Source organism: Paractinoplanes tereljensis, assembly GCF_016862435.1.
Lineage (GTDB): Bacteria > Actinomycetota > Actinomycetes > Mycobacteriales > Micromonosporaceae > Actinoplanes > Actinoplanes tereljensis.
Map to the genome: position 1 here is coordinate 1 of NZ_BOMY01000067.1, position 26,610 is coordinate 26,610.

Consider the following 26,610-nt stretch of genomic DNA (forward strand, 5'->3'; position numbering starts at 1 on the left):
CCGGCCCGGCGCGGCGCGGCCCGGCGCGGCGCGGCCCGGCGCGGCCCGGCGCGGCCCGGCGCGGCCCGGCGCGGCCCGGCGCGGCCCGGCGCGGCCCGGCGCGCAGATCTTGCGGAGTTACTGTCAGGAGCTAACCGAAACTCGCCAAGATCGCAGCCCAGGGACCCAGAAGCACGGCGGTTTGCCGGGTTTCGGCAGATTCTCCCGCTCCCCTGCCCGTCCTCACTCAAGCCCGCCACCCAATCACGAGCGACGCGCCGCCGCCGCCGCCGCGCCGCGCTGGCGCCAACGCCAGCGCGGCGCGGCGCGGCGCGCAGATCTTGCGGAGTTGCCGTTAGGAGCTAACCGAAACTCGCCAAGATCGCGGACCAGGGACGTCGGAGCGCGGCGGTTTGTCGGGTAGCGGAGGATTCGCCACTTCACATTCCCGTTCCCGTTCCGGCGGGAGCGGGCGTGGCCGCGGCGTGCGGCCTCGCCTTCGACCGCGCTCAAAGCGCGAACGCCGCCGCGACCACATTTCGGGCCCAGCGACGGGGTGCCCGCCCAATGCAGGTGCAAAGCGGCGCGGCGCGCAGATCTTGCGGAGTTACTGTCAGGAGCTAACAGAAACTCGCCAAGATCGCGGCCCAGGAGCCCCGGAGCGCGGCGGTTTGTCGGGTAGCGGAGGATTCGCCACCTCCCGTTGCCGTTCCCATACCGGCGGGAGCGGGCGTGGCCGCGGCGTGCGGCCTCGCCTTCGACCGCGGTCAAAGTGCGGACGCCGCCGCGACCACATTCCGGGCCAGCGACGGAGTGCCCGCCCAATGCAGGTGCAAATAGGACGCGTGCACGGCCGGGGTCGCGAAGCCCTCCGGGTCGCCGCCGCGCCACTGCCACGCCGCGCCGGCGGCCGGGGACAGCAGCAGGCCGGAGCGCGGGTGGACGGTGGTGCGGTGGAACTCGTGGCCGGTCACCCGGGTGCCCGCCGGGGCGAGCGGGCTGTCGGCCAGCGCTACCGCGTCGCGGTAGCCGAGGGTCAGGGTGGGGGTCATCGCGGCGTCGGCGTCGAGGACCCCACACATCGGGGCGTCGTCGAGGGTCTTGCACAGCCAGAGCAGGCCGGCGCACTCGGCCACGATCGGGCCGCCGCCGGCGGCCAGGGTGGCCACGGCCCGGCGCAGGGGTTCGTTGGCGGACAGCTCCGACGCGTACACCTCGGGGAAGCCGCCGCCGACCACCAGACCGCGAGTTCCCACCGGGAGTTTTTCGTCGCGCAGCGGGTCGACCGTCACGACGTCGGCACCCGCCGCCGTCAGCAGCTCGGGAGTCTCCGCATAGGAGAAGGAGAACGCCGGCCCGCCGGCAATCGCGATGACCGGCCGCTCGCCCGAGCCGGCCAAGCCGGATGAGCCACCCAAGCCGGACGAGCCACCCAAGCCGGACGAGCCACCCAAGCCGGACGAGCCACCCAAGCCGGACGAGAGCCCCAAGCCGGACGAGCCACCCAAGCCGGACGAGAGGCCCAAGCCGGGCGAGAGACCCAACGCGGATGCCGGGCTCCAGGGCTCGACCTGCAGTGGCGGCGCGGAATACGCGATCGCCTCTACCTCCTCGAGGTCTACCGAGGCCGCTATCAGGGCGGACAGGGCGGCCACCGACTCGCGGGCCTCGGCTCGGCGTTCGGCTGCGGGGACCAGGCCCAGGTGGCGGGAGGGTGCGGCCACCGCGTCGGCCCGGCGCAGGGCGCCCAGCACCGGGGTGCCGACTTCCTCGCAGGCCTCGCGCAGGATGGACTCGTGCCGGTCGGAACCGACCCGGTTGAGGATCACGCCGGCCAGCCGGACGCTGCCGAAGCTGCGGAAACCGTGCACCAGCGCGGCGATCGAGCGGCCCTGCGCGGCCGCGTCCACCACCAGGATCACCGGCGCATCCAGCAGTTCGGCGACCTGGGCGGTCGAGCCGGTGTCGCCGGCGCCGGTGCGGCCGTCGTAGAGGCCCATCACGCCCTCGATGATGGCCAGCTTCGCGCCGGCCGCGCCGTGCGCGAAGAGCGGGCCGATCTGGTTCTCGCCGACCAGCACCGGGTCCAGGTTGCGGCCGGGGCGGCCGGCGGCCAGGGCGTGGTAACCGGGGTCGATGTAGTCGGGGCCGACCTTGAACGGGGCGACCGGCACGCCGCGGCGGGCGAACGCCGCCAGCAGGCCGGTGGCGACTGTGGTCTTGCCGTGGCCGGAGGCGGGGGCGCCGATCACGACCCGGGGGATTCTTACCACTCGATGCCCTGCTGTCCCTTGCGGCCGGCGTCCATCGGATGCTTGACCTTCGTCATCTCGGTGACCAGGTCGGCCGCCTCCAGCAGCGCGGGCGCGGCGTCCCGGCCGGTGATCACCACGTGCTGGGTGCCGGGGCGGTCGGCCAGGGTGGCGACCACCTCGTCGACGTCGACCCAGCCCCACTTCATGGGGTAGGTGAACTCGTCCAGCACCAGGAACTTGTAGGTCTCGGCGGCCAGGTCCCGCTTGATCTGGGCCCAGCCCTCGGCGGCTTCGGCGGCGTGGTCGCGTTCGGTGCCGGCCCGCTGGATCCAGGACCAGCCCTCGCCCATCTTGTGCCAGGTGACGTTGCCGAGCGACTTGAGCGCCTGCTCCTCGCCGACCTTCCACTTCTCCGACTTCACGAACTGGAACACGCCGATCGGCCACCCGGCGCTCCACGCCCGCAGCGCCATCCCGAACGCGGCCGTCGACTTCCCCTTGCCGTGCCCGGTGTGCACGGCCAGCACGGCCTGCCGCCGGCGCTGCCGGGTGGTGAGGCCGTCGTCCGGAACCACACTGACTTTGCCCTGCGGCATCAGGCAACCCTCCTCGGCGCGGACCCCGAACCAGCGGAACCCGAGCCGGCGGAACCCGAGCCGGCGGAACCCGAGCCGGCGGAACCCGAGCCGGCGGAACCCGAGCCGGCGGCGCCGGAACTGGCGCCGGCTTCGAGCTGGTCCAGCGGCATCAGGTCGGCGTCCAACGCAAGAGCCAGCCGGCGTGCCAGCCCGAGCCGGACCGGCCCGGACTCACAGTCGACGACCACGGCGGCCACTCCAGCCAGGGCCGGGACGACGGTCACCGGATCCGGGCCGCTGGTGGCACGGCCGTCGGTGACGACGATCAGCAGGGGACGGCGGCGCGGATCGCGGCGCCGCTCGGTGGCGATCGTCGCGGCCGCGGCGCGCAGGCCGGCCGCGAGCGGCGTCCGCCCGCCGGTGCGCAGCGCCGCGAGCCGCATCACCCCCACCTCATGGCTGGAGGTAGGCGGCAGTACCAGCTCGGCCTCGTGCCCCCGGAAGGTGATCATCCCGATCCGGTCGCGCCGCTGGTAGGCGTCGCGCAGCAGGGACAGCACGGCGGTCTTGACCACGGTCATCCGGCGGCGGGCCGCCATCGACCCGGACGCGTCCACCACGAACAACACCAGGTTGGACTCCCGGCCGACGTGCACGGCCTCGCGCAGATCACGCGGCCGGACGACCCGGTCACCGCGGTGCAGCGCGGCCCGCAGGGTGGCGGGCAGATGCGGCGCTCCGGCGAGCTTGCCGATCGGGACCCGGGACCCGATCACCCGCCCCCGGCGGGCGATCGACGGAGAGCGGCGTCCGGCATGACCGCCGGTTCCGCGTGCGGCGATTTTAATCGTACGAGGACGGTAGGCGTGACCTGCCGCGACGGCTGCCGCCGTACCCCCGGCCGATCCCTCCGCCTGCCTGGAGTCACCCGGCGCCGTGTCGTCCTGCTCCGGCGCAGAGTCCCGCGGAGCGGAGTCGCCGGCCGGCGGCTGGTTGGGCGCACCACCGTTGTCGGGACCGGACGACGGTGGTGGCGGCGGTGGCGGCCCGTCCCCCGGCCCACCGTCGGGATCCGGATCGTCGTCGTCCTCGGCCTGCTGCTCGGCCTGCGACAGCGCGTCGTCGAGCCGCTCCTCGTCGGTACCGGGCGGGTCGAGCGGGTCCTTCCGGCGCCGGTGCGGAAGAGCGAGCCGAGCCGCGTCCGCGACGTCCTCGGCGGTCACCACGTCCCGCCCGTTCCAGGCCGCGAGCGCGACCGCACACCGCGCCACCACGATGTCGGCCCGCATCCCGTCCACCCCGTAGGCGAGGCACACCCGGGCGATCCGATCGAGCTCCGCGTCCGGCAGAACGACCCGGGGCAGCCGAGCCCGAGCCGCGACGATCTGCCCGGCGACCTCGACCTCGTCACCCGCGAACCGCGCCGCGAATCCGTCCGGGTCGGCTTCATAGGCGAGCCGCCGCCGTACCACCTCGGCCCTTTCTTTGGCCTCGCGCGGCGCACCCACGGTGACCACCAGCCCGAACCGGTCGACCAGCTGCGGCCGGGGCTCACCTTCTTCCGGGTTCATCGTCCCGACCAGCAGGAACCGGGCCGCGTGCTTGACCGACACGCCGTCCCGTTCGACGTGCGCCCGGCCCATCGCGGCCGCGTCCAGCAGCAGGTCGACGAGGTGGTCGGGAAGAAGGTTGACCTCATCGACGTACAGCACTCCGCGGTGGGCCGCGGCGAGCAGCCCCGGCTCGTACGCCTTGACGCCGTCGGCGAGCGCACGCTGAATGTCCAGAGTGCCCACCACGCGGTCTTCGGTGGCTCCCACCGGGAGCTCGACGAGGGCCGACGGGCGCGAAAGCGCCGGCGAGTCGGACGAATGCGGCCCGTCCGGGCACTGCGGGTCGGGCGCGGCCGGGTCGCAGGCAAAGCGGCAACCGCGCACCACCGAGACCGACGGCAGCAGCGCCGCCAGGGCCCGGACGACGGTGCTCTTCGCGGTGCCCTTCTCGCCTCGCACCAGCACCCCGCCGACGTGCGGCGAGACGGCGGTGAGGAGCAGTGCGAGCCTCAGGTCGGTAAGCCCGACCACGGCCGAGAACGGGTACGGCGTCACGAAAGTCCCTCCTGCGCGGGTGTCCACGCCCACGCGACCGGTGTCACGAGCGGCCGGAGTCTCCTGACTCCCGGATCACCACGAGCCCGCGCGCCTTCCGGCCGTCGCCGGCCGTGGCAAAACACCGCGAGTCGCTACCCGGTCACAGTGGCGGGACCGTCCCGGTTTTCCACCGGGTTCCTCCGCTACCGCTCGGTTGTCACTCTTTCTCACCGCCGTGCGTGGCGTCAACGCGGCCGTCGGTGACGGGAATCGCAGGCGTCGGCGGCGGGGCGAGCCGGTCGAGTTCCTTGACGGTGTCAATCATGGCGAGCGCCGACTGTTCGATGAGTGGCCGCAGCCGCCGGTAGAGCTCGGCGTTCTTCGGGTCGGGCACGGTCGGCTCGCCGATCGCGATGAGCGAGGCGGCGTGGTCGAGGTCGGGCAGTTCGCCGATCGCGTGCCAGCCGAGCAGGCACGCGCCGAGCGCGGTTCCCTCCGGGGTGTCGGCCACCGCGACCGGCAGGTCCAGGGTGGCCGCGAGCACGCCCACCCACAGTTCGGAGGCGACCGCACCGCCGGTGGCCCGCACCTCGGTGACCGCGAACCCCTCCCCCGCGAACGAGTCCCGGACGAGGGCCAACTGCTGACAAACCCCTTCAACCGCGGAGCGTACGAGGTGAGCACGCCCGTGTTCCCGACGAAGCCCGAGGTAGGCGCCGCGCAGCCCCGACCGCCACCAGGGGGCCCGCTCGCCGAGCAGGTAGGGCAGGCACAGCAGCCCGTCGCTGCCGGGCGGCACGCTCTGCGCCTCCATCAGCAGGGCTGCGTCCCGTTCGTCGGCGTCCTCACCCTCGGCGCCGGGCCGCTCGAACCCGGCCGCGAAGCTCTGCCCGGCCCAGCGCACCACCGACCCGGCGTTGTTGACGGCTCCGCCGATCACCCACCGGTCCTCGGTGAGCGCGTAACAGAACAGCCGCCCGTCGGCGTCGGCGGTGGGCCGGTCGACGACCGTGCGCAAAGCTCCGCTGGTGCCGAGCGAGACCGCCGCCACTCCGGCCGGGGTGGCCCCGACCCCGAGGTTGGCCAGCGGCCCGTCGGCCGCCCCGATGATCAGCGGAAGCCCGGCCGGCAGTCCGGCCAGCCCCGGCTTGAGCCGCAGCACGGTGGTGGTCGGCACCACCTCGGCCAGCTGATCGGCCCGCACCCCGGCGATCTCCAGCGCTTCCGGGTCCCAGCGGCGGGCATGGATGTCGTAGAGCCCGGTGCCGGACGCCACCGACAGGTCGAGAAGGAACGGCTCGTCGGTCAGCGCGGACAGGATCAGTTCCTTGACCCCACCCCACCGCGGGGTGTCGCGCAGCCGGTCGGGGTCGTTGTCCCGCCACCAGGCCAGCTTGGTGAGGGGAGACATCGGGTGCACCGGCGTACCCGTGCGGGCCTGCAAAGATTTTGCCTGCCCGGCTTCCAGAATGCGGTCGCACTGCTCCCCCGACCGGGCGTCGGCCCAGGTGACAAGGGGCCCGAGCGGGTTGCCGGCCGCGTCCATCGGCACCAGCCCGTGCAGGAACGCGCTGAGGCTGACCGCAACCACCCGGTCCCCGTTCTCCCGGCAGGCCGCGGCCACGTCGGTGAGCGCCTTGACGGCGGCGTCGCGCAGGTGGGCCGGATCGAGCTCGGCCCGCCCGGCGGCCGGCACCGACAGTGGGTAGTGCACGGAGACGTGCGCGCGCAACTTGCCGTCAAGCCCGGCGGCGATCCCTTTGGTGGCGGTGGTCCCGGTGTCGATCCCGATCACGACGTCCGTCATGCCCTCAACCTATCCGCCGGACACCCTCCCGAAACGGCTCACCGCAACCATCGCCGGATACGCCTGACCAATCCGCCCCCGCGCGAGCGACCGTCGATCAGCGGCGCCAGCACCGGCCGGAACCGAGCCAGGCGGGCCGCGGTCTCGACCGAGGCTTCGCCGTGCTGCGAACTGCCCGCGACGACCACCACGACGAGGCGCCCGGACGCGATGCCGAGGGCCGGCCCGCGCGGGCCGGCGGCCAGCTCGGCGCCCTCGGCAACGGCCGTGGCGTCGGCCTTGGTCGCGGCCTCGGCGACCCAGGCGAGGAGATGCCCACGCTGCTGACCCGGTAAGTCTCGTCGGCTTCGATCGCGGCGGCGATCTCCAGGATCATCGGCACCAGATCAACATCCGGATCGTACGGTTTGAGGCCGTCCGAGAGCAGGACCGGCCCGTCGGGTCGCGCCACCAGCCGGTAGCCGATGAGGCTGGGCAGGTCGAGCTCCTCCAGGCCGGCCGACCCGGCGATGATCCCGGCGATCGACGGATCGGCCCGCTCGACGGCCGCGGCCGCCGCCACGGTCGCGGAGACACCGGCCCGGGGTGCCGCGTAGGCGGCGAAGGTCGCGGCGCCGAGGACGTCCCGCCAGTCCACCCGGTGGTATTCGATGGCCGACAGCGCGTCGAAGGCCTCGGTCACCGCACCCGGATCCGACGTGCGGATCGCCGCGAGGGCACGGCGCCGGGCGAACAGCCACATCGTGTCCTGGTCATCCCACGCCAGGCCGGCCCGCAGCGTGGCCAGCTCCGGTTCGCCGGCCCGCACGTAGCGCTGGACGAACGCGGACACCACGGCGTCCTGCGGCTGCTCGATCCAGCGCCACAGATAGCGGGCCTCCACCGGGTAGTTGACATCGGCGATCGGTGATGGCCCGGGTGCCGCTACCGCGTCCTCGTCATCCACGGCCCGAGAGTAGCGATTCCATCGAGCTGAAGGTGTCCTCGAAATCGGCCGCCGGCATCGGCCGGCCGAACAGGTAGCCCTGGGCCAGGCGGTAGCCGGCCGCGCGCAGCCGGGCCGCCTGTTCGACGGTCTCCACGCCCTCGGCCACCGCGTCGATGCCGAAGTCGTCGGTGAAACCGATCAGGTTGCGCACCACGATCGCGCCCGCGTGGTCGGCGTATTCGCCGCTCACGAAGGACTTGTCGACCTTCAGGACGTCCACCGGCAGGTCAAGCAGCAGGCTCAGCGACGAGTGGCCGGTGCCGAAGTCGTCCAGCGCTACCCGCAGGCCCAGGGCGCGGAGATGTTCCAGCTGGGTGACCGCGTCGCCGGTGTTGAGCACCGCGGTCTCGGTGACCTCGATCATCAGGTGGGCCGGGTCGGCGCCGGTCCGGTCCAGGATGTCCCGGACCGTGCCGACGAAGGCCGGGTCGGCCAGTTGCCGGGCCGACACGTTCACGCTGATCTTCTCCGGGGCGGCGCCGGAGCGGCGGGCCCAGTCGGCGGACTGCCGGCAGGCCTGCTCGAACACCCACCGGCCCAGCTCGATGATGGTGCCGGTGCGCTCGGCGACCGGGATGAAGATGTCCGGCGGGATCAGCCCGTGCTCGGGGTGCCGCCAGCGCATCAGCACCTCGGCCCCGACCGCGGTGCCGGTGTTCAGGTCGACGATCGGCTGGTACAGCGCGAAGATCTCGTCGCGGGCGAGGGCCAGGCGCAGGTCGGCGGCCATCCGGGCGGCCTCGTCGGCGGCCCGGTCCATGCCCGGGTCGAACCAGTGCCACTGGTTGCCGCCGACCGCCTTGGCCGCGTACATCGCCACGTCGGCCCGGCGCAGCAGTTCGGCCGGGTCGTCGCCGTCGCGGCTGCGGGTGATGCCCACGCTCACCGCGGTGGCGATGCGGTTCCCGGCCAGTTCCACCGGCTCACCCACCGCGGCGACAAGTGAATCCAGCAGTTCCTCGACGTCGTCCGCGGTCGGCAGCAGCACGGCGAACTCGTCCCCGCCCAGCCGGCCCACCGTGCCCCGCCCGCCGACCAGCGCGGTCAGCCGCCGGCTGGTCTCGACGATCAGCCGGTCGCCGACCTGGTGCCCGAGCCGGTCGTTGACGGTCTTGAAGTCGTCCAGGTCGAGCAGGACGACGTGCACCGGGCCACCCGCATCGAGCATCTCCCGGGTGCGCTGTTCGAGGAGAGCCCGATTGGCCACCCCGGTCAGGCTGTCGTGGGTGGCCTGGCGGGTCAGTTCCTCCTGGTGCGTCTCGACCGTCGCCATCAGCCGGTTGTTGTCGCGCAGCGCGATGATCTGCCGGCTCATCACCAGCACGGTCAGCGCGACCACGACGGCCTGCATGGCCCGGGTCTCCCCCGGGGACCGGGCGCTGGTGGTCAGCAGGAGACCGTCGGTGATCGCGACCGCGAGATAGGGGACGGCACTGATCCGCCGGTGGACGCCCCGGTCGCGGTGCGCCCGGCCGCCGGCCCGGGCCTGGCTGACCGCCGCGAGCTGGATGGCGAAACCGGCCACCGGGACCGAGATGAGGCTGGTGGACAGGTACGGCTTGTCGATCAGGAACGGCGACATCCCACCGAACGACGCGGCGACGGCCGCCCCGACCGCGAGGATGTAGGTGGCCCGCCGGTCCAGCCGTCCCGCCCCCGCGAACGCGACCTTCATGAACGTGACCATCGACAGCCCGGTCAGCAACGCGATGGCCAGCATCGCGCCGGCCGACCCGGTCTGCTCGACCCAGGTCCGGTGGTCGCGCAGCGAGAACCGCCAGACGAACGCCGCCACGGTGATCAGCACGACGCAGGCGTCGATGCCGAACCGGAGCCAGTCGCTTCGGCTGCGCTGCCAGGACGGCAGCCGCAGCAGGGCAAACATCACCAGCACGAGTACGCCGAGGTAGAAGACCAGGGTGACCGGACCGACCCGCTGGGATGGTTCCGGCCCGGCCACGGCGTCGGCGGCGTTGGCGATGATGCCCGCGGTGAACAGCCCGCAGGCGATGGTCAGATGCCGCCAGAACCGACGGGTGCTCGCATCGAGGCCGGCCCGGCTCGCCACCCAGCAGGCATACCCGGCGAGCACCGAGACGACCGGCAGCGGCAACCACCCGAGCACCGGGTGCCCCCACTCATGGAACAGCCCCGCCGCCAGCCAGACGCCACTGAGCAGGACCGCGATCGCGGAGACGAGCAGCGGCACCATGAAGTCCCGGTCGGCAACCCACCCACCGACCTGAGGAAAGCGTCTGGGCGGCTCAGCTTTGCGCGGCACCTGCCGAAGCGACACATGATCGACAGCTCGCAGGGAGGTGCCACCGGATGCAACCGGAGCAGCCGCCGTCGCCGTGGGCGCCGCCGGGCCACCCCCAGCACCTGCCGCCCCCACCCGACCCGCCCGGCCAGCCCGGTCCGGCTGCGTGGCCGACGTCGGTGGGGTATCCGCCGGTCTACGGGCCGCCGGTCTACGGGCCGCCGACCCACCGTGGCCCCAACCCGCTCCTGCTGGTCGGCCTGGTCGTGGCGGTGGTGGCGGCGATCGTCGTCGGTGCGGCAGCAGTCAACGCGTACGCCCGGCATTCGATCTGCACGGCGATGGAGGACGACGCCAGCCTGGGCGGAACCTCGGCCCGGACCTCCAGCGGTCAGTACACCCAGGCGGAGCTGGACGACATGCACGGCGAGGCCGACGACCTGCGCGGCCGCGCGCGCATGCTGCTGTTCGACCGCGACCTGCGCTCCGCCGTGAACGGCCTGGCCGACGACGTGGACAACATCGCGAACCTGCTCGGCTCGACCGGCTCCGCCGAGAACGCCGCGCTGGGCAGCGGCTTCGCCGAACTCCTGATGGTCGCCGCGTCGGTGAACGGCCACGCCCGCCAGGCCCAGCGAGCCTGCGGTCTGCCGGCCAACGGCCTGCTGAACAATTGAGGTCATGCGGGTCCTGATCGTCACGTCCGGTTCGATGGGTGACGTAGCTCCATACACGGGCCTGGCGGTCCGCATACGCGAGGCCGGCCACTCCGTCACCCTCGCCACCCACGAGCCGTTCCGCCCGATGATCGAGCGGCTGGGCCTGGCCTTCACCCCGATCCCCGGCGACCTGCGCACCACCCTCGAACAGGCGGTCGACGGCGGCGGCCCACGAGCCCTGGCCCGGATGTACGCGCTGGCCCGCCCGCTGATCGCCCAACTGGCCGCCGGTCTGCTGGCCGCCGTGGAGCAGCACAGGCCGGACGCGTTGTTGCTCTCCACCCTGGTGGCCCCGCTCGGCTACCAGGTGGCCGAGGCCTTCGGCATACGCCGGGCGAGCGTGTTCCTGCAGCCGATTCACCCGTCCCGCGAGTTCGGCCCGGTGCTGACCGGCGGACGATCCTTCGGCCCGCTGGGCAACCTGGCGGCCGGCGCCCTGACGTTCCGAGCGGTGGAATCCCTCTACGCCCCCACCATCCGCAACCTGCGCCGCCAGCTGTCCCTCCCGGCCCAGAGCCTGCAGGCGCTACGCCACCACCAGGAGTTCCAGGAGCCCACCTTCCACGGCATAAGCCCAGCCGTGGTCCCCCACCCCGCCGACTGGCACCCATCCCTGCAGATGACCGGTTACTGGTGGCCGGCTCCCACCCCACCCGGGGCCGACGCCCGGCTCGAGGCGTTCCTGGCCGGCGGGAAACCCGTCTTCATCGGTTTCGGCAGCATGGCGCCCGGGCGGGGAGCCGAACTCGCCGAGATCGTGGTGACCGCGGTCCGGCGAGCGGGTGTCCGGGCCGTGCTGCAGGCGGGCTGGTCCGGCCTGGCCGCTGCCGACAGCGACGACCTGCTGAGCATCGGCGAGGTCCCGCACGAGCGGCTGTTCCCGCGGGTAGCGGCGGTCGTCCACCACTGCGGCGCCGGCACGACGGCAGCCGGCCTGCGTGCCGGAATCCCGGCGATAGCGGTCCCCCGGCTGGCCGACCAGCCGTTCTGGGCCCGGCGCCTGCACCGCCTGGGCGCGGCCCCACCCCCGATCCCGCTGAAGGCGGAAGCCCTGACCGCCGCCCTGCGCGAGGTAACCACCAACCCGCACTACGCAGCCCGGGCACAGGCCCTCGGCGCCCGCATCCGCACCGAGGACGGCACCGCCCCGATTCTCGACTGGCTGGGCTGACGGCAAACCGACACGAAGCACCCACGGTGGCGCGGATGCGCTTCGATGGACGACGCCAGGTTGAGTGTCGGGGGTGGACGAATGACCACGGGGATCAGGGCGGCGTGGCAGGAGACCTATCTGGGCGGGTCGCCCGACGCCGAGCGGCTTGCGTTCGCGCGCATGGCGGTGAAGATCATGCAGACGCAGGTCAAGAACCGGAAGGCGGCCGGTGGGGCGGTCGTGGCCGGGTTCCAGGCCAAGGTCACCTTCGCGGTCGACGACGCCGAGCTGCGCTTTCTCGATCTTCCGGCCGAACTGCGGGTGGGGTTCGCCCAGCCCGGCGCGGTCTACCGCACGTCGGTGCGGTTCAGCAACGCCGAGGGGCGGATCCTCTCCGATCACGAGCCCGACCTGCGCGGGGCCGGCCTGCGGGTGCACGTGTCCGGCGACGAGCAGCACGACCTGCTGATGACCAGCGCGCCGGTGGCACACGCCCGGGACGCTCGTCAGTTCACCGAGTTCGCGCTGGCCACGGGGGGTGGCGGAGTGGGCCGCTACCTGGGCCTGGTGAAGCTGGTGTTCGTGCTCGGCCCGGCCGAGACCATCCGCATGGTCCGGAATGTCCAGGCCGGCCGCAAGAAGGCCGCGAGCGTGGCCACCGAGACGTATTGGAGCCGCACCCCGATCACCTGGGGCGAGGAGACCGCACTGCAGTACCTTCTGCGGCCCCTCGACGCGCGCGCGGCCGGAAACCCGCCGGCCGACGACCCCGATTTCCTCGGCCATGAGATGCACCAAAGGCTCGCGGAGGGAAAGGCGAGTTTCGAGCTGTGCGTGCAGCGGTTCCGCAACCAGCGGGAGACCCCGATCGAGGACGCCGCCGTCGACTGGCGGTCGCCGTCAGCGCCGCCCGAGCCGATCGCCGTGCTGACCATCCGGGCCGGCTCGCAGGACTCGCCACAGGCCCGTGACCTGCGGCTCAACCCGTGGAACACGACCGACGACTTCCGCCCGCTCGGCAACCTCAACCGGGTGCGCAAGGCGGCCTACGACGCCAGTTCGGCGCACCGCAACCGGGAGCGCTGGATCACCGACGTGCCGCTGCGCAACCGGGTCGCGAGCGCCGCCATGCGCAACATCTTCGGGCTGGTCAACCGGTTCCGGCCGTGGCACCGGCTGCCGACCTCGCTGTCGCTGCTCAACCTGGCCGCGCTGCGCGACGTGCTGCGCCGGGAGAACCTGATCGACACCGAGGTCCGGGAGGCCCCGCCCCGGGTCCGCCCGGTGCCGGAAAAAGCACAGAACCGGAACGTACGGACCCACGACGGCACCGAGAACGACCTGTCCGAGCCGTCGATGGGGGCGGTCGGGGCCGCCTTCGGCCGGAACGTGCCGGGCATCCGGGGCAGCGACGAGCCCAACCCGATCACGGTCAGCCGGCAGCTGCTGCACCGGGAGAGCTTCAAGCCCGCGACCACGCTGAACATCCTGGCCGCCGCGTGGATCCAGTTCCAGGTGCACGACTGGGTGGTGCACGCCCGGCACCCGCTCGGTGTCGACGACGTGCGGGTGCCGCTGCCACCGGACGTGCCGGGCTGGCGCAACACCCCGGGCGGCCCGCTCGAGCCGGAGATGCGGATCGGCGGCAACATCAGCCAGGGCGTCGGCGCGGACGGCCACGAGCTGCTGTTCGGCAACGTGGCCTCGCACTGGTGGGACGGCTCCGAGGTGTACGGCAACACCAACGCGAACACGCTGCGGGACGGCGCCAAGCTGCGGCTGACGCCGGAGGGCTACCTGCCGGTCGACGTACACGGCTCGGAGATCACCGGCTTCAACGAGGCGTGGTGGCTCGGGCTCGGCACCATGCACACGCTGTTCGCCCGGGAGCACAACGTCCTGGTCGACGAGCTGCGCGCGCGCAACCCGCAGTGGGACGACGAGCGGATCTACCAGACCGCCCGGCTGATCGTGGCCGCGCTGATCGCCAAGATTCACACCGTGGAGTGGACGCCGGCCATCCTGGCCACCGAGGCGCTCGACCGGGGCATGCACGTCAACTGGTACGGCGTGCCGGCCAAGGACTGGCTGAGCCGGATCGGCCTGTGGCTGACCGACGCGAACGCCCTGCACGGCATCCCGAAGACGACACCCGACCACCACAGCGCGCCGTACTCGCTGACCGAGGACTTCGTCACCGTCTACCGGATGCACCCGCTGATCCCGGACGACTACACCTTCCACGACGCGGCCACCGGCGGCGTGCTGCGCGCGGACACCTTCCTCGACCTGCAGGGCGACAAGGCCGACGACGTGCTGCGCGAGCTCGGCCTGGCCAACGCCGTGTACTCGTTCGGCACCGCCCACCCGGGCGCGATCACCCTGCACAACTACCCGCAGGCGCTGCTCCACCTGGAACGCGAGGGCGAGCTCGTCGACCTGTCGGTGGTCGACCTGGTGCGCACCCGAGCCCGGGGCGTCCCCCGCTACAACGACTTCCGCCAGGCCCTGCACCTGCCGCGCATCGAGCGCTGGGAGGACCTGAACCCGGACCCGGAGACGGTGCGCCGCTTCCAAGAGGTCTACCAGAACATCGACGACGTGGACACCATGGTCGGCCTGTTCGCCGAGACCCCGCCGGACGGTTTCGGCTTCTCCGACACCGCATTCCGGGTGTTCATCCTGATGGCCTCGCGCCGGCTGCAGAGCGACCGGTTCCTGACCGCCGATTACCGCCCCGAGGTCTACACCCAGTTCGGCTTGGACTGGATCGCCGAAACCACCATGACCAAGCTGATCCACCGGCATTGCCCGGAGTTGGCCGCCCATCTGCCGGCCGACGCCAACGCGTTCGCGCCCTGGGTCAGGAAGTAGCCAGCCGCGACCCCATCGCCTCGGCCAGCGCCTGCACGCCGCGCAGCGGCCGGACCATCACCATGAAGTCGTCGATGCGGCCATCGGCATTGACGTGGATGAAATCGCAGCCGGTCAGCGTCTTGTCGCCGATCCGCGCCTCGAACACCAGCGCGTGGTCGGCCGCGCCCTCGGCGCCGATCTCCCGCACATAGCGGAAATCCTCGAAAACGGTGAGCACGGTCCGCAGAATCGTCGCGACCGCATCCCGCCCCGCGTACGGCTTGAAGGCGACCGGGCTGTGGAAAACGACGTCGTCGGCGAGGAGCCCGACCGCGGCTTCGATATCGCCGGCTTCAATCGCGGTGCGAAAGGGATGCGTCACGGTCGCAGTCTAGAGAAAACCCATACAGGTACGCGCATCCCCGTTCCCCACCGCACCATCGCCGTTCCGCCGCGGCGGCGGCCTGGCTGCCACACCGGGCCGTCGCGGGCTTCCGGCCCGGCGTCGGGAAGCCTCAGCGGGTCACCAGATCGGAGACGGTGACCGCCGACAGCCCGCGCCCGGCCAGAATCCCGAGCAGCTCGTCGGTCGTCTCGACCACGCCCTGGCGGTGCGCGTTGCCCTCGTGCAGCACCACGATCGAGCCCGGCTGGATGCCCACGGCCAGGTCGGACGCGATCCGCGCGTCGTCCGGCGTGCCCCGGTTGGCGCCGACGAGGGTGCCCAGCACCGCGCGCAGATCCTGGGCGGCCGCCGTCCTCAGCATCCGCAGGGTGAACACGCCCGACCCCGGTCGGAACCACCGCACCGGCCCGTAGGGCACGAGCAGGTCACTGACCTCGGCGAGTTCTCGCCGGAACCGTTCGTCGGGCACCAGCGCCGACCGCTCGTCCCGCATCAGGTGGTTGGCGATCTCGTGGCCGGCCGCGACGATCGCCGCGACCAGCTCCGGATGGGCGCGGACCCGATCGCCGATCAGGAAGAACGTCGCTTTCGCCCGGTGCCGGTCGAGCACCTCGAGCAGCCTTGGCGTCGTCTCCGGCCCCGGACCGTCGTCGAAGGTGAGCGCGAAGACCGGCGCATCGGTTTCCACGTACCAGAGCACGTCGCCCGGTATCAGCCGGGACGCGGCCCGGGCTGCGGGTTCCCGCAACTTCAGGGCGGCATCGGCCGCACTTTCGCCGAGGCGTTTCAGTACAGCCAGTGCCGAGCCCATCGACCGAGCGTATGCCTGCGCGCCCGCAATCGCCGCGTCAGCGGCGGCCGACCATCCCGGCCGGAAGCCCGCGACGGCCCGGTGTTGCAGCCAGGCCGCCGCCGCGGCGGGACGGCGATATTGCGGTTGGGAACTGGGCTCGGCGTACTTATATGGGTTAAAGAAACGCCCCGCCGGAAGAAGCCGGCGGGGCGAAACTAGAACTACCTAAAAAATCATCGCTTGTCGATCGGGACAAACTCGCGCTCGGCGAAACCGGTGTAGAGCTGGCGCGGGCGGCCGATCTTCGTGGCCGGGTCGACCATCATCTCGGACCACTGGGCGATCCAGCCGGGAAGGCGGCCGATGGCGAACAGGACGGTGAACATCTTGGTGGGGAAGTTCATCGCCTTGTAGATGAGACCGGTGTAGAAATCGACGTTCGGGTAAAGCTTCCGCGAGACGAAGTAGTCGTCGCTGAGGGCGATCTCTTCGAGCTTGAACGCGATCTCGAGCAGCGGGTCGGGCTTGTCGAGGGTGTTGAGCATTTCCAGCGCGGCCTTCTTGACGATGGCGGCACGCGGGTCGTAATTCTTGTAGACCCGGTGGCCGAAGCCCATCAGCTTGACGCCTTTTTCCTTGTTCTTCACCCGGGTGACGAACGCGTTGACGTCGCCGCCGTCCTTGCGGATCTGCTCGAGCATTTCGAGCACCGCCGCGTTGGCACCGCCGTGCAGCGGGCCGGACAGCGCGTTGATGCCGGCCGACACCGACGCGAACAGGTTGGCCTGCGCGGACCCGACCAGCCGGACCGTCGACGTGGAGCAGTTCTGCTCGTGGTCGGCGTGCAGGATGAAGAGCATGTCGAGGATCTTGGCGACCTTGGGGTCCACGTCGTACTGCACGGTGGGCAGCCCAAAGGTCATGCGCAGGAAGTTCTCGACGTAGTCGAGGGAGTTGTCGGGGTAGGGCAGCGGGTGGCCGATGCTCTTCTTGTAGGCGTACGCCGCGATGGTCGGAAGCTTCGCCATCAGGCGGATGCCCGAGATCTCGACCTGTTCGGGGTCGAGCGGGTCGAGCGCGTCCTGGTAGAACGTCGACAGCGCGGTGACCGCCGAGGACAGCACGGCCATCGGGTGCGCGTCCCGCGGGAAGCCGGAGAAGAACGAGCGCATCTCCTCCTGCAGCAGGGTGTGCACCCGGATCTTGTCGCCGAAGTCCTTCAGCTGCGCCGGCGTCGGCAGCGCGTCGTGCATCAGCAGATAAGAGACCTCGAGGAACGTCGACTTCTCGGCGAGCTGCTCGATCGGAAAACCGCGGTAACGCAGGATGCCCGCGTCACCGTCGATGTAGGTGATGGCCGAGGTCGTCGACGCCGTGTTCACGAAACCCTGGTCGAGGGTGACGAAGCCGGTCTCCTTGAGAAGGGCACTGACGTCGATGCCGCCCGGACCCTCGACGGCCTCACGCACCGCCATCGACAACTGGCCACCAGGGTGGTCGAGCTTGACATCCGTCATGTATTTCCCTCACTTCACCGGCAGATGTCCACAAGAATTTGTCGTTCACCGTAAACCCTCAACCTGAATGGGTCATCAGGTGGCCACCCGCTGAGGGATTGATCACGAAGAGTGGCGTTCTTGCATAGATAATGGTGTGTAGAACACCAACGGAGGTGGGGCCCGTGCGAAACCCTGTTGTGGTAGGCGTGACCGGCACGTCGGCCGGCCTGGCCGCGGCCCGGCTGGCCGCCCGTGAGGCGGTCTCGCGCGGTTGTCAGCTCCGAGTGATTCACGCTTTCACCTGGCCCGTTCCGGGACTCCCGGGTGCCGGTGTCGATTACGACCGGGCCCGCCGGGCCGCCTCGCAGGTGGTCGAGGAGGCGGTCGCCTCGGCCAAGCGTTCCACACCACGGGTGCGCGTGACGGGCCAACTCGTGGACGGGTTGCCCGATCGCGTGCTGTTACGGCTGAGCCGCAGCTCGGTGCTGCTGGTGCTGGGCGACGACGGCCTGGCCACCACGCCGTGGCTGCCGCCGGCCTCGGTCCTGGTGCAGACGGTGGCGCGGTCGTTCTGCCCGGTGCTGGTGGCACGCGGCCCGCGCCCGCCGTCGGGAGTAGTGATGGCGGCCGTGGACGGCTCGGCGAGCGGCCAGCTGGCGCTGCGGCACGCCGTCGCCGAGGGTCGCCGCCGGAAGATCGGCGTCGAGGTGGTGCACGTGGTGCAGGAGTACAACGGGCGCCACGAGGAGCAGGGCCGGCGGATTCTCGCCGACGCCCTGGCCGCCGTGCCGGAGTTGGGCCGGGTCCGCACCCGGGTGCTGGCCGGCGAGCCCGGCCCCAGCCTGGTGCACGCGTCGTCCCGGGCCCGGGTGATCGTGCTCGGGCCACGGGGCATGCGCGGCGCCGGCCTGCTGGGCTCGGTCGCGCGCGAGGTGCTGCACCGGGCGGCCAGCCCGACCATTTTCGTGCACGGCCGGGCGGTGCCGGGCCAGCGCACGCCGTCCGGGACGGGTCTTCAGTCGCTGGCGCGCTAACGACCCCGGCGGATCAGCCGATCTGATGGTTGATGACCGAAAAGTGGCGACTGCTCGCCCTCACCGGGGTGACGGCGACGGTCGTGTACCTCCTTGACCTGAACCCCGCGATCAACGCCGTGTGCACGCTGATCATCGGGGGTAATACGGTCTGGGCGTGTTTCGCCGGCCCGCGCCGCTACGGCGCGCAGCCCCGACGCGCCTGGCGGCTGGTCGGCTGGGCCGGGATCATCTTCCTGGTCGGCATCATCATCCGGCCCTTCGTCACCGACGCCGGCCTGCCGCTGCTCGCCGACTGCTGCACGATCCCCGGCTACATCCTGTTCTGCGGCTTCTTCGTCGACCTGCTCCGCGCCCGGCAGAGCGTCGAATGGCACACCGTGCTCGACGGCATGATCGTGTGCCTGGCCGGCGGGCTCGCCAGCACCCTGCTGCTCGCCGTGCCGGCCATCCGGGTCCCGGACCGCTCCGACGTGGTGTCCGCGCTGGCCGGTCTGTACCCGTTGTTCGACGTCGTGCTGCTGATGCTGGTGCTCAGCCTGACCTTCACCGCCCGCACCTGGCCGCCCAGCCTGATCAGCATGGTCGTGGCGATGGCGCTGCTGTTCGTCGGCGACCTGGGTTACGCGATCGTCGGCGCGTCCGGCCACCTCTACACCACTCCCCTGCTCGACGCGCCGCTCCTGCTCGCCTACACGGCCTTCGGGGTAACTCCGATCCATCCGTCGGCGGTGGAGATGGGCCGGCCCGCCCGGCCGCCGGTGCCGGCCTGGTCCGGGCGGCGGATGGTGCTGCTCGTACCGGCCCTGGCCACCCCGTTCGTGCTGCTCCTGACGATCGGCGACACCACCGGGCACCGGGTGGCGATCGCCGTGGTCGGCGCGCTCGTGGTGTCGCTGCTGCTGGTGCGGGCGATCGCGGCGGTCCGGGCCCAGGCCTCGGCCCAGCACTTCGCCGAGCACCAGGCCACCCACGACATCCTGACCGGCCTGCCCAACCGGCGGATGAGCGCCACCGAGATCGCCGGACTGCTCGACCGGCCCTCGACCACCTGGGTGCTGGTCCTCGGACTTGACGGCTTCAAGTACATCAACGAGACCTGGGGACACGACACCGGTGACCGGCTGGTCATCGAGGTCGGCGAGCGGCTGCGGGACTGCGCGCCGGCCGAGGTGACGGTGGCGGCGCTCGGCGGCGACGAGTTCCTGATCGCGGCGCTCGGCGACCGGGCCGACGCGGACCAGCTGGCCGCGGCCGTGCTGGGCTGCTTCGACCAGCCGTTCGTGGTCAGCGACGTGGAGCTGAAGATCAGCGCGTCGCTCGGCATCGCGTTCGCCGAGCCCGGGTCGCCGGCCGGGCCCGAGGAGATGATGCGCGACGCCGACACGGCCATGTACCAGGCCAAGTCGCAGGGCCCCGGTAACACCACGTTCTTCGACGTCTCCATGCACGATCAGGTGCGCGAACGCATCGAGATGGAGGTGGCGCTGCGCCAGGCGATCGTTGATGAGCAGCTGTGGGTCGCGTACCAGCCGCTCATCGACATCGACACCGGGCGGGCGATCGGCGCCGAGGCGCTGGTCCGCTGGGCCCACCCGGAGCGCGGCCCGATCTCACCGGCCGTCTTCATCCCGCTGGCCGAGGACGCCGGGCTGATCGGCATGCTCGGCGACTGGGTGCGCCGGGAGGCGCTGCGCCAGCTCGGGGCGTGGCGGGCGGACGGCACCGCCGACGACAATTTCTACCTATCCATCAACGTCTCGGCCAAGCAGCTGACCGTGCCGACGTTCCCGCTGGTCGTGTCGGCAGAGCTGCTCGAGTTCGGGGTGCCGGCCCGGTGTGTCGCGCTGGAGATGACCGAGACCGTCATGGTCGACAACTCGGGCACCAGCGCCCGGACCGTCTTCGAGCTGCGCGAGCTCGGCGTGAAACTGCTCATCGACGACTTCGGCACCGGCTTCTCCGGCCTCGGCTACCTGCGCCGGTTCCCGGTCACCGGGGTCAAGATCGACCGCTCGTTCGTGATCGGGCTCGGCGCCGACGAGGAGGCCGGCGAGATCGTCCGCGCGATCGTGGCGATGAGTCAGGCGCTGCGACTCAGCGTGATCGCCGAGGGGGTGGAGACCCGGGTGCAACGGGACGCTCTCGCCTCCTTCGGAGTGGTCATCGGACAGGGCTGGCTCTGGGGTCCGGCGGTCGCACCGGCCGAATTCGCCACCGCCTGGCACGCCACCGGCACCGCGGCCACGATCGCCGCGGGCCTTACTGAGCGTCAGAGGTAAAACCTTCCGAACGGCTCTTGGCAGGAGTCGTACCACTCGGGCATCATTCCTCCCTGAGGTAACCGGGGTCACAACCCAAACCGGGAGGAGTCCGAATTGACCGCGCTGGTGGGAACCCTGCTCGTGCTCACCGTCGGGCTCGCCGCGGCGCTGGCAGCGGCGGTGCGCTGACTCCGGCATGCTTGCCTGATGCGCTTCGCCACCTGGAACGTCAACTCGGTAAACGCCCGCCTGCCGCGGCTTCTCGACTGGCTGTCGAACACGAAACCCGACGTGCTGTGCCTGCAGGAGACCAAGGTGGCGGCCGACGGTTTCCCCTCCGCTGACGTTGCCTCTCTCGGCTACGAGACCGCTTCTTTCGGGCAGGGTCGCTGGAACGGAGTCGCCCTGCTGTCCCGGGTCGGCCTCTCGTCCGTGCGGGAGGGATTCCCCGGCGAGCCCGGCTTCCCCTCCGCCGAGGCCCGCGCGATCAGTGCGGTTTGCGGCGGAATCCGGTTCATGTCGGTTTACGTGCCCAACGGCCGCACCCCGGATGATCCGCACTATCAGTACAAACTTGCCTGGCTTTCCGCGCTCCGCGATTCGCTTCTGTCGGATATTTCGGAGGGGCCGATGGTGGTTGCCGGCGATTTCAACGTGGCGCCCACCGATGACGACGTGTGGGACCCGGCGGTTTTTGTCGGCTCCACGCACGTCACCCCGCCCGAGCGGGCTGCCTTGGCCGCGATCCGCGACACCGGTCTGCGCGACATCGCGGCCCGGCCCCTGAAGGGCGACCACCCGTTCACCTATTGGGACTACCGGGGCGGAAATTTCCACAAAAATATGGGCATGCGCATCGACCTCGTGCTGGCCACCCCCTCGGTCGCCGACCGGGTCACCGATGCGGTGGTCGACCGGGAGGCCCGCAAGGGGAAAGGCCCCTCCGACCACGCTCCGATCGTGGTCGACATCGATGGGTGACCTTCCATGATCAGCCTGTCCTACCGAGCCGGATTCCCGGTCAAGCATTAGGCTGGGCAGAACGATCACATCGGCGGGGAGACGAAAGGGGAGATCATTGACCGGGCAATCGCCGGCTCTGGCCGGCGACGTGCGCACCCTGGTGCCCGCACCCGCTCTGCTCCGCGCCGCCCTGGACGCCGCCTCCGAGGCGGTCCTCCTCTGCAGCACCCCCGATGACACGATCCTGCTGGTAAACGCGGCCGCCGCGACGCTCGTCCCCGACGTCGCCGCCCTGCACGGCGCGCTCACCGCCGGCCACGACACCTTCACCGTCGAGCACGCCGGCCGGCACATCGCCGGCAAGCGGCGCGTCCTCGATGCCGACCACCACGCGTGGTATTTGCGGGATCGCACCGAAGAGGTCAACCGCGCCGCCGCCCTGTCGGCCGAGCGGGCCCGCGCGGCGTTCCTGGCCGAGTCCGGCCGCCGGCTGTCCGCCTCCCTGCACCAGGGCCGCTGTCTGCGCACCACCGCCGAGCTGGCGGTCGCCCACCTGGCCGACGCGGCCGTCGTCATCCTGCCGCCCGATCGCCGGCGCAGCACCTGGCTGCGGCTCACCACCGGCGAGCGCATCATCGAAGGCTCGGTCCCGGAGCGCGAGCTGTCCGAGGTGCCCGGCCTGGTCGAGGTGCTCGGCGGCTTCCCGCCCATCCCCAGCCGCTGGCTCGACGCTGCCCAGGCGCCGTCCTGGCTCGGCCTGGGCGAGATCGGCGCGCTGCTGGTCACCCCGCTGCCCGGCAACGCCGCGCCGGCCGGCGCCCTGATCCTGGCCAAACGCGAGGGCCGGTTCAGCACCGACGACGAGATCCTCGCCCGCGTGTTCGCGGCCCGGGCCGGCGCGGCCATCTCCGCCGCCGGCCTCTACCGCGAACAGGTCGACACGGCCGCTGTCCTGCAGGCCGACCTGCTGCCGCCCGAGCTGATGCAGATGGACGGCGTCGAGCTGGTCGGCTCCTACCAGGCGGCCCACGAGGCGATGCGCATCGGCGGCGACTTCTACGACGTCTTCGAGCCCACCCACCCCGGCGGCGACACCGTGCTGGCCCTGGGCGACGTGTGCGGCACCGGCCCCGAGGCCGCGGTCCTCACCGGCAAGGTCCGGCAGACCCTGCGCGCCCTGCACCTGGTCGACGCCGCCCCCGCCGAGATGCTGCGGGTCCTCAACCAGGCCCTGCTGCAGTCCGGCCGCCAGCACCGCTTCGTCACGCTTGTCGTCGGCGCCCTGCGCCGAGCCGAGCACGGCCGGGTCCGGCTGACCCTGGCCACCGGCGGCCACCCGCCACCGCTGGTGCTGCGGAACGACGGCACCGTCGAGGAGGTGCCGGTAAGCGGCACCCTGATCGGCGCCGTGACCGAGACGGTCGTCCGCCCGGCCGAGGTCGAGCTGGCCCCCGGCGAACTGTGCCTGCTCTACAGCGACGGCCTCACCGAGGCCCGCGGCGGCCCGACCGCCACCGATCAGTACGGCGAGGCCCGCCTCCATGCCGCCCTGTCCACCTGCCAGGGCCTGCCCGCCACCGCCACGGTCGAACGGGTTCGTCAGCTGGTCTCCGACTGGATGCGCGGCGGTGCCCGCGACGACATCGCGATGCTCGCCGTGCGCGCTCCGGTCCGCACCGCGCTGAGCCTGCGCGACGGCGGCCAGAGCCAGTCCTCGTTCGCCCTCAACACCCGTAGGGTCCGCCAGCGCTCATGACTGTCTTCACCCCGGCCTCACCGCTGGACTTCGACGACCCCGGCCTGGGCGACCACTTCCTGCGCCTGGTCGGCGACGGCGACGAGTACGGCGCCGTGGACGTGGTCACCACGCTGCTCGAACAGGACGTCCCGCCGCAGCGGATCATGATGGACCTGATCGCCCGCACCCAGTCCCGAGTGGGCGAACTATGGGCCGCGAACGAGTGGACGGTGGCCCGCGAACACGCCGCCACCGCCACCGCCGAACGCGCCCTGGCCGCCCTGGCCACCCGCACCGCCATCCGCCCCGACCGAGGCCGCATCACCATCGCCTGCGTGGACGGCGAATGGCACGCCCTGCCGGTCCGCATCCTGGCCGAGATGCTCCGCCTGGACGGCTGGCGCGTCGACTTCCTCGGCCCGTCGGTCCCCGGCCCGCACCTGGTCACCCACCTGCACCAGACCGGCCCGGACGCGGTCGCCCTGAGCTGCATGATCTCCACCCGCCTCCCCCGCGCCCACGCCGCCATCACGGCCTGCCGCGCGGCCGGCGTGCCGGTGATCGCCGGCGGCCGCGGTTTCGGCCCAGAAGGCCGCTACGCACAGACCCTGGGCGCCGACGCGTGGGCGGCCGGCGCCGAGGAGGCAGTGGCCCGCCTGGCCGCCTCATGGCCGCCCCCGCCGCGCGACCCCCAGGTGCACGCTTTCCTGGGCGACGACGAGTACACCCACGTGGTCCGCCACCGCCCCGACCTGATCGCCACCGGCATGCGCGCGCTGATGGCGGCCTACCCCGGCATGGCCGCCTACGACGACCGCCAGGTCGACTCGACCTTGGAAGACATGGGCCACGTGGTCGACTTCCTGGCGGCGGCCCTCTACTTGAGCGAGCCCCAGATCTTCACCGACTTCACCGACTGGACCCTCGCGGTCCTCGAGGCTCGCAAGGTCCCCCCACCGGCCTTACGCTCAGGCCTACAGGTAGTCCGAGACCAGCTACACGACTACCCCCGAGCCCTCTCAGTCCTAGACGCAGGCCTCTCCCGCCTAACCCCATAGCCAACCCACCCAGCCCGCTTGGCCGCTCCGCCCGCGTGGCCGCTCCGCCCGCCTGCACCGCCCGCCGCCGCGGCTCCTTGAGCCGATCTTGCGGATTCGCCGCTCGTTGCGAACAGCAAACCCACAACCTCGCGGCCAAACGCTCGTCGCTGCGGCCCATTGAGCCCGATCTTGTGGACTAGCCGCGCACTGCGAACAGCAAACCCACAACCTGACGGCCAACCGCTCGCCGATGCGGCCCTTGAGCCGATCTTGCGGACTAGCCGCCGCTGCGAACAGCAGGCCCACAACCTGCCGCCACGCCGCCCACCAGCCGCGACCCCAACGCCGATCTTGCGGACTCGCCGCGAGCAGCGAGCAGCAAACCCACAACCTGGCGGCCAAACGCTCATCGCCGCGGCCCCACGGGCCGACCTTGCGGATTCGCCGCCCGGTACGAACAGCAAACCCACAACCTCGCGGCCAAACGCTCGCCCCTGCGGCCCCACGGGCCGACCGTGCGGACTCGCCGCCCGCTGCGGACAGCAAACCCAACCCGGCGGCCAAACGCTCGCCGCTGCGGCCCATTGAGCCCGATCTTGCGGACCAGCCGCGCGCCGCGAACAGCAAACACACAACCTGGCGGCCAAACGCTCATCGCCGCGGCCCCACGGGCCGACCTTGCGGACTTGCCGCTCGGTGCGAGCAGCGAATCCACATCCTTGAGCCGTCGGCGCTCGAACGCGGCGCGCCAAGCCGGAAATAAGGTGATTTACCTGGGCGGCGGCTCCCGCCATGCGGGCGGTGTTGGCCGGAATCCGGGAACTGAGTCCAGCATTTGGCCGGTGGCCCGCATGGTGGAACGCGGGGCCAACGGATGGGAACCGCGAGTCGGGACGGCCTCCATTTCGACCGGACGAAGCGGACTTTCCCGACTACGGCGGCCGGACTGCGCGGAGCGCCGTCAGGAACGCAGCGCCGTCAGGAACGCAACGCCGTCAGGAACGCAACGCCGTCAGGAGCGGACTACCAAGGTTTTGGCGGCCATGTCGCCCAGGCGGCGGCGGTTCTTTGAGTTGATTACCACGATCAGGGCCAGCAAGTAGCCCGCGAAACCGTCGATGATGCGGAGCAGGGTGCGGACGAAGCCGGAGAGTAGGCCGGGGCGGCGGCCGGTCTCGGCGTCGACCACGCGGATGCCGGTGATCAGCTTGCCTACGGTGCGGCCGGTCAAGCCCTCCAGCAGCACGTAGTAGAGGAACACGAAGGTCACGAACCAGAACCCATGGGCTGTGGAGACGCCGCTCAGTTGGTAGGTCGCGTTGTCCTGCTGGACGTCCAGCGCCGAGGCCACGAAACCGAACAGCACGCCGTCTAGCAGGGTGGCCACGATGCGGCGGCCGGTCACGTGGACATTGAGCGTCATGGAACCGATCGTGCGGCACGGCCGCAAGTCGTGCCCCGGCGCCGGATTAATTCGGTCGCGCTGGTTTAGGGGTCCGGCTAGCGTGGTCCGCATGATCTCCTGATGCTCGCCGGTCGCGGTCGCGGCCCATGCGTTCTGGCTCCGGGTGCTCCGGCGGGTTGTCCGCCGTGGAGACACCGGCGTGCCGACGCCCGGAGCAGTCTTCTTTTCTTCCACGGCTTTACCCTGACCAGCCTCGCCTCGGGCCGTTCCATGCCCGGAGGCGGGCGCGAAGGAGGTACGTATGCCCCCGCAGAGCTTTTCCGTCCACGTAGACCAGGACGATCTCGCCAAGCAGGATCTCGCCGCCGCTCTTGGCCGGCCCTCGGCGAAGAACTCGGCCGATGCGGCCGCCGCGCCGGACGCCGTGCACCACGGTGCCCGGGACGGCCGGCAGGCGGCCCGCGGCCGGTCCGAACGCGACCATGCCCGCAGCGGCGGCGGAAAGTCTCGTTCCTACGCCTTCCGCCGGAGCTAGGCGGACCCCGAGCCCGGCAGGCAAACCGCCTGCCGGGCTACGGCCAGGTCGAAGACCAGCTCGAAGCCAGGCCGAACGCAGGCGGAAGCCCGGGCCGAAGGCCAGCTCGAAGGGCAGGCCGAACGCTGGCCGAAGACCGGGCCGAAGGCCAGCTCGAAGGCAGGCCGAACGCAGGTCGAAGCCCCGGCCGAGGGCAAGGTCGAAGGCAGGCCGAACGCAGGTCGAAGCCCCGGCCGAGGGCAAGGTCG

At 71.5% G+C, this 26,610-nt stretch carries 19 protein-coding genes and 1 riboswitch; of the genes, 9 read left to right on the top strand and 10 right to left on the bottom strand.

Annotated elements, in window-relative coordinates; genetic code table 11:
- Positions 1 to 746: 746 nt before the first annotated feature.
- From Ate02nite_RS47945 to Ate02nite_RS47970, 6 genes are all read right to left on the bottom strand, one after another.
- Positions 747 to 2,252, bottom strand: coding sequence for a cobyrinic acid a,c-diamide synthase CobB (locus tag Ate02nite_RS47945; RefSeq protein WP_203814702.1), 1,506 nt, complete (start codon positions 2,250 to 2,252; stop codon positions 747 to 749).
- Positions 2,246 to 2,830: a cob(I)yrinic acid a,c-diamide adenosyltransferase gene (cobO, locus tag Ate02nite_RS47950; RefSeq protein ID WP_203814703.1), complete on the bottom strand. Its 585-nt coding sequence runs from the start codon at positions 2,828 to 2,830 to the stop codon at positions 2,246 to 2,248. The genes Ate02nite_RS47945 and cobO overlap by 7 nt, the downstream gene beginning before the upstream one ends.
- The gene (locus Ate02nite_RS47955) at positions 2,830 to 4,920 is read right to left on the bottom strand and encodes a VWA domain-containing protein (RefSeq protein ID WP_203814704.1); all 2,091 of its coding nucleotides are present in this window, start codon (positions 4,918 to 4,920) and stop codon (positions 2,830 to 2,832) included. The genes cobO and Ate02nite_RS47955 overlap by 1 nt, the downstream gene beginning before the upstream one ends.
- A gap of 56 nt (positions 4,921 to 4,976) precedes the next feature.
- Positions 4,977 to 5,103: riboswitch (cobalamin riboswitch) on the bottom strand.
- 16 nt (positions 5,104 to 5,119) lie between these two features.
- Positions 5,120 to 6,709, bottom strand: a complete 1,590-nt coding sequence (locus Ate02nite_RS47960) for a gluconokinase (RefSeq protein WP_203814705.1) — start codon at positions 6,707 to 6,709, stop codon at positions 5,120 to 5,122.
- A 97-nt stretch (positions 6,710 to 6,806) separates the two neighbouring features.
- Positions 6,807 to 7,655 carry a hypothetical protein gene (locus tag Ate02nite_RS47965; RefSeq protein ID WP_203814706.1) on the bottom strand — a complete coding sequence of 283 codons (849 nt, stop codon included), beginning with the start codon at positions 7,653 to 7,655 and terminating at the stop codon, positions 6,807 to 6,809.
- Positions 7,648 to 9,909, bottom strand: a complete 2,262-nt coding sequence (locus Ate02nite_RS47970) for a putative bifunctional diguanylate cyclase/phosphodiesterase (protein WP_203814707.1) — start codon at positions 9,907 to 9,909, stop codon at positions 7,648 to 7,650. The genes Ate02nite_RS47965 and Ate02nite_RS47970 overlap by 8 nt, the downstream gene beginning before the upstream one ends.
- A gap of 116 nt (positions 9,910 to 10,025) precedes the next feature.
- On the opposite strand from Ate02nite_RS47970, the gene Ate02nite_RS47975 reads away from it, so the two are divergent.
- The 3 genes from Ate02nite_RS47975 to Ate02nite_RS47985 all read left to right on the top strand — a co-directional run bounded on the left by Ate02nite_RS47975 (position 10,026) and on the right by Ate02nite_RS47985 (position 14,703).
- Positions 10,026 to 10,634 carry a hypothetical protein gene (locus Ate02nite_RS47975; protein WP_203814708.1) on the top strand — a complete coding sequence of 203 codons (609 nt, stop codon included), beginning with the start codon at positions 10,026 to 10,028 and terminating at the stop codon, positions 10,632 to 10,634.
- Between the two features lie 4 nt (positions 10,635 to 10,638).
- Positions 10,639 to 11,847, top strand: a complete 1,209-nt coding sequence (locus tag Ate02nite_RS47980; protein ID WP_203814709.1) for a glycosyltransferase — start codon at positions 10,639 to 10,641, stop codon at positions 11,845 to 11,847.
- 81 nt (positions 11,848 to 11,928) lie between these two features.
- Positions 11,929 to 14,703 carry a peroxidase family protein gene (locus tag Ate02nite_RS47985; RefSeq protein WP_203814710.1) on the top strand — a complete coding sequence of 925 codons (2,775 nt, stop codon included), beginning with the start codon at positions 11,929 to 11,931 and terminating at the stop codon, positions 14,701 to 14,703.
- On the opposite strand, the gene Ate02nite_RS47990 is transcribed toward Ate02nite_RS47985, so the two are convergent.
- The 3 genes from Ate02nite_RS47990 to Ate02nite_RS48000 all read right to left on the bottom strand — a co-directional run bounded on the left by Ate02nite_RS47990 (position 14,693) and on the right by Ate02nite_RS48000 (position 17,401).
- Positions 14,693 to 15,067: a nuclear transport factor 2 family protein gene (locus Ate02nite_RS47990; RefSeq protein ID WP_203814711.1), complete on the bottom strand. Its 375-nt coding sequence runs from the start codon at positions 15,065 to 15,067 to the stop codon at positions 14,693 to 14,695. The two genes, Ate02nite_RS47985 and Ate02nite_RS47990, sit on opposite strands and share 11 nt — an antisense overlap.
- Positions 15,068 to 15,200: 133 nt before the next feature.
- On the bottom strand, positions 15,201 to 15,902 hold the full coding sequence (locus Ate02nite_RS47995; RefSeq protein ID WP_203814712.1) for a polysaccharide deacetylase family protein: 702 nt from the start codon (positions 15,900 to 15,902) through the stop codon (positions 15,201 to 15,203).
- A gap of 215 nt (positions 15,903 to 16,117) precedes the next feature.
- A complete protein-coding gene (locus Ate02nite_RS48000) occupies positions 16,118 to 17,401 on the bottom strand; it encodes a citrate synthase (RefSeq protein WP_203814713.1) in 1,284 nt (427 codons plus the stop codon).
- 164 nt (positions 17,402 to 17,565) lie between these two features.
- Here Ate02nite_RS48000 and Ate02nite_RS48005 point away from each other — a divergent pair, with 164 nt between their 5' ends.
- From Ate02nite_RS48005 to Ate02nite_RS48025, 5 genes are all read left to right on the top strand, one after another.
- Complete coding sequence (locus tag Ate02nite_RS48005; RefSeq protein ID WP_203814714.1) at positions 17,566 to 18,417, top strand: universal stress protein; 852 nt, start codon at positions 17,566 to 17,568, stop codon at positions 18,415 to 18,417.
- Between the two features lie 32 nt (positions 18,418 to 18,449).
- Positions 18,450 to 20,699: a putative bifunctional diguanylate cyclase/phosphodiesterase gene (locus tag Ate02nite_RS48010; RefSeq protein WP_203814715.1), complete on the top strand. Its 2,250-nt coding sequence runs from the start codon at positions 18,450 to 18,452 to the stop codon at positions 20,697 to 20,699.
- A gap of 189 nt (positions 20,700 to 20,888) precedes the next feature.
- Positions 20,889 to 21,662, top strand: a complete 774-nt coding sequence (locus Ate02nite_RS48015; protein WP_203814716.1) for an exodeoxyribonuclease III — start codon at positions 20,889 to 20,891, stop codon at positions 21,660 to 21,662.
- A 97-nt stretch (positions 21,663 to 21,759) separates the two neighbouring features.
- Positions 21,760 to 23,400 carry a PP2C family protein-serine/threonine phosphatase gene (locus Ate02nite_RS48020; RefSeq protein WP_239148246.1) on the top strand — a complete coding sequence of 547 codons (1,641 nt, stop codon included), beginning with the start codon at positions 21,760 to 21,762 and terminating at the stop codon, positions 23,398 to 23,400.
- Positions 23,397 to 24,440, top strand: coding sequence for a cobalamin B12-binding domain-containing protein (locus tag Ate02nite_RS48025; RefSeq protein ID WP_203814717.1), 1,044 nt, complete (start codon positions 23,397 to 23,399; stop codon positions 24,438 to 24,440). The genes Ate02nite_RS48020 and Ate02nite_RS48025 overlap by 4 nt, the downstream gene beginning before the upstream one ends.
- A gap of 994 nt (positions 24,441 to 25,434) precedes the next feature.
- Here the strand turns inward: Ate02nite_RS48025 and Ate02nite_RS48030 are convergent.
- Positions 25,435 to 25,845 (bottom strand): RDD family protein, encoded by a 411-nt coding sequence (locus tag Ate02nite_RS48030; protein WP_203814718.1) that lies wholly within the window; start codon positions 25,843 to 25,845, stop codon positions 25,435 to 25,437.
- A 283-nt stretch (positions 25,846 to 26,128) separates the two neighbouring features.
- On the opposite strand from Ate02nite_RS48030, the gene Ate02nite_RS48035 reads away from it, so the two are divergent.
- A complete protein-coding gene (locus tag Ate02nite_RS48035) occupies positions 26,129 to 26,362 on the top strand; it encodes a hypothetical protein (protein WP_203814719.1) in 234 nt (77 codons plus the stop codon).
- The last annotated feature ends 248 nt before the right edge of the window (positions 26,363 to 26,610 follow it).

Excerpts from the sequence above, each read along its gene's own strand:
- Ate02nite_RS47970 (WP_203814707.1), bottom strand. The coding sequence starts at position 9,909 with ATGGTGCCGCTGCTCGTCTCCGCGATCGCGGTCCTGCTCAGTGGCGTC.
- Ate02nite_RS47995 (WP_203814712.1), bottom strand. The coding sequence starts at position 15,902 with ATGGGCTCGGCACTGGCTGTACTGAAACGCCTCGGCGAAAGTGCGGCC.
- Ate02nite_RS47975 (WP_203814708.1), top strand. The coding sequence starts at position 10,026 with ATGCAACCGGAGCAGCCGCCGTCGCCGTGGGCGCCGCCGGGCCACCCC.
- Ate02nite_RS48000 (WP_203814713.1), bottom strand. The coding sequence starts at position 17,401 with ATGACGGATGTCAAGCTCGACCACCCTGGTGGCCAGTTGTCGATGGCG.
- Ate02nite_RS48025 (WP_203814717.1), top strand. The coding sequence starts at position 23,397 with ATGACTGTCTTCACCCCGGCCTCACCGCTGGACTTCGACGACCCCGGC.
- Ate02nite_RS48010 (WP_203814715.1), top strand. The coding sequence starts at position 18,450 with ATGACCGAAAAGTGGCGACTGCTCGCCCTCACCGGGGTGACGGCGACG.
- Ate02nite_RS48035 (WP_203814719.1), top strand. The coding sequence starts at position 26,129 with ATGCCCCCGCAGAGCTTTTCCGTCCACGTAGACCAGGACGATCTCGCC.
- Ate02nite_RS48015 (WP_203814716.1), top strand. The coding sequence starts at position 20,889 with ATGCGCTTCGCCACCTGGAACGTCAACTCGGTAAACGCCCGCCTGCCG.
- Ate02nite_RS47985 (WP_203814710.1), top strand. The coding sequence starts at position 11,929 with ATGACCACGGGGATCAGGGCGGCGTGGCAGGAGACCTATCTGGGCGGG.
- Ate02nite_RS48030 (WP_203814718.1), bottom strand. The coding sequence starts at position 25,845 with ATGACGCTCAATGTCCACGTGACCGGCCGCCGCATCGTGGCCACCCTG.
- cobO (WP_203814703.1), bottom strand. The coding sequence starts at position 2,830 with ATGCCGCAGGGCAAAGTCAGTGTGGTTCCGGACGACGGCCTCACCACC.
- Ate02nite_RS47960 (WP_203814705.1), bottom strand. The coding sequence starts at position 6,709 with ATGACGGACGTCGTGATCGGGATCGACACCGGGACCACCGCCACCAAA.
- Ate02nite_RS47980 (WP_203814709.1), top strand. The coding sequence starts at position 10,639 with ATGCGGGTCCTGATCGTCACGTCCGGTTCGATGGGTGACGTAGCTCCA.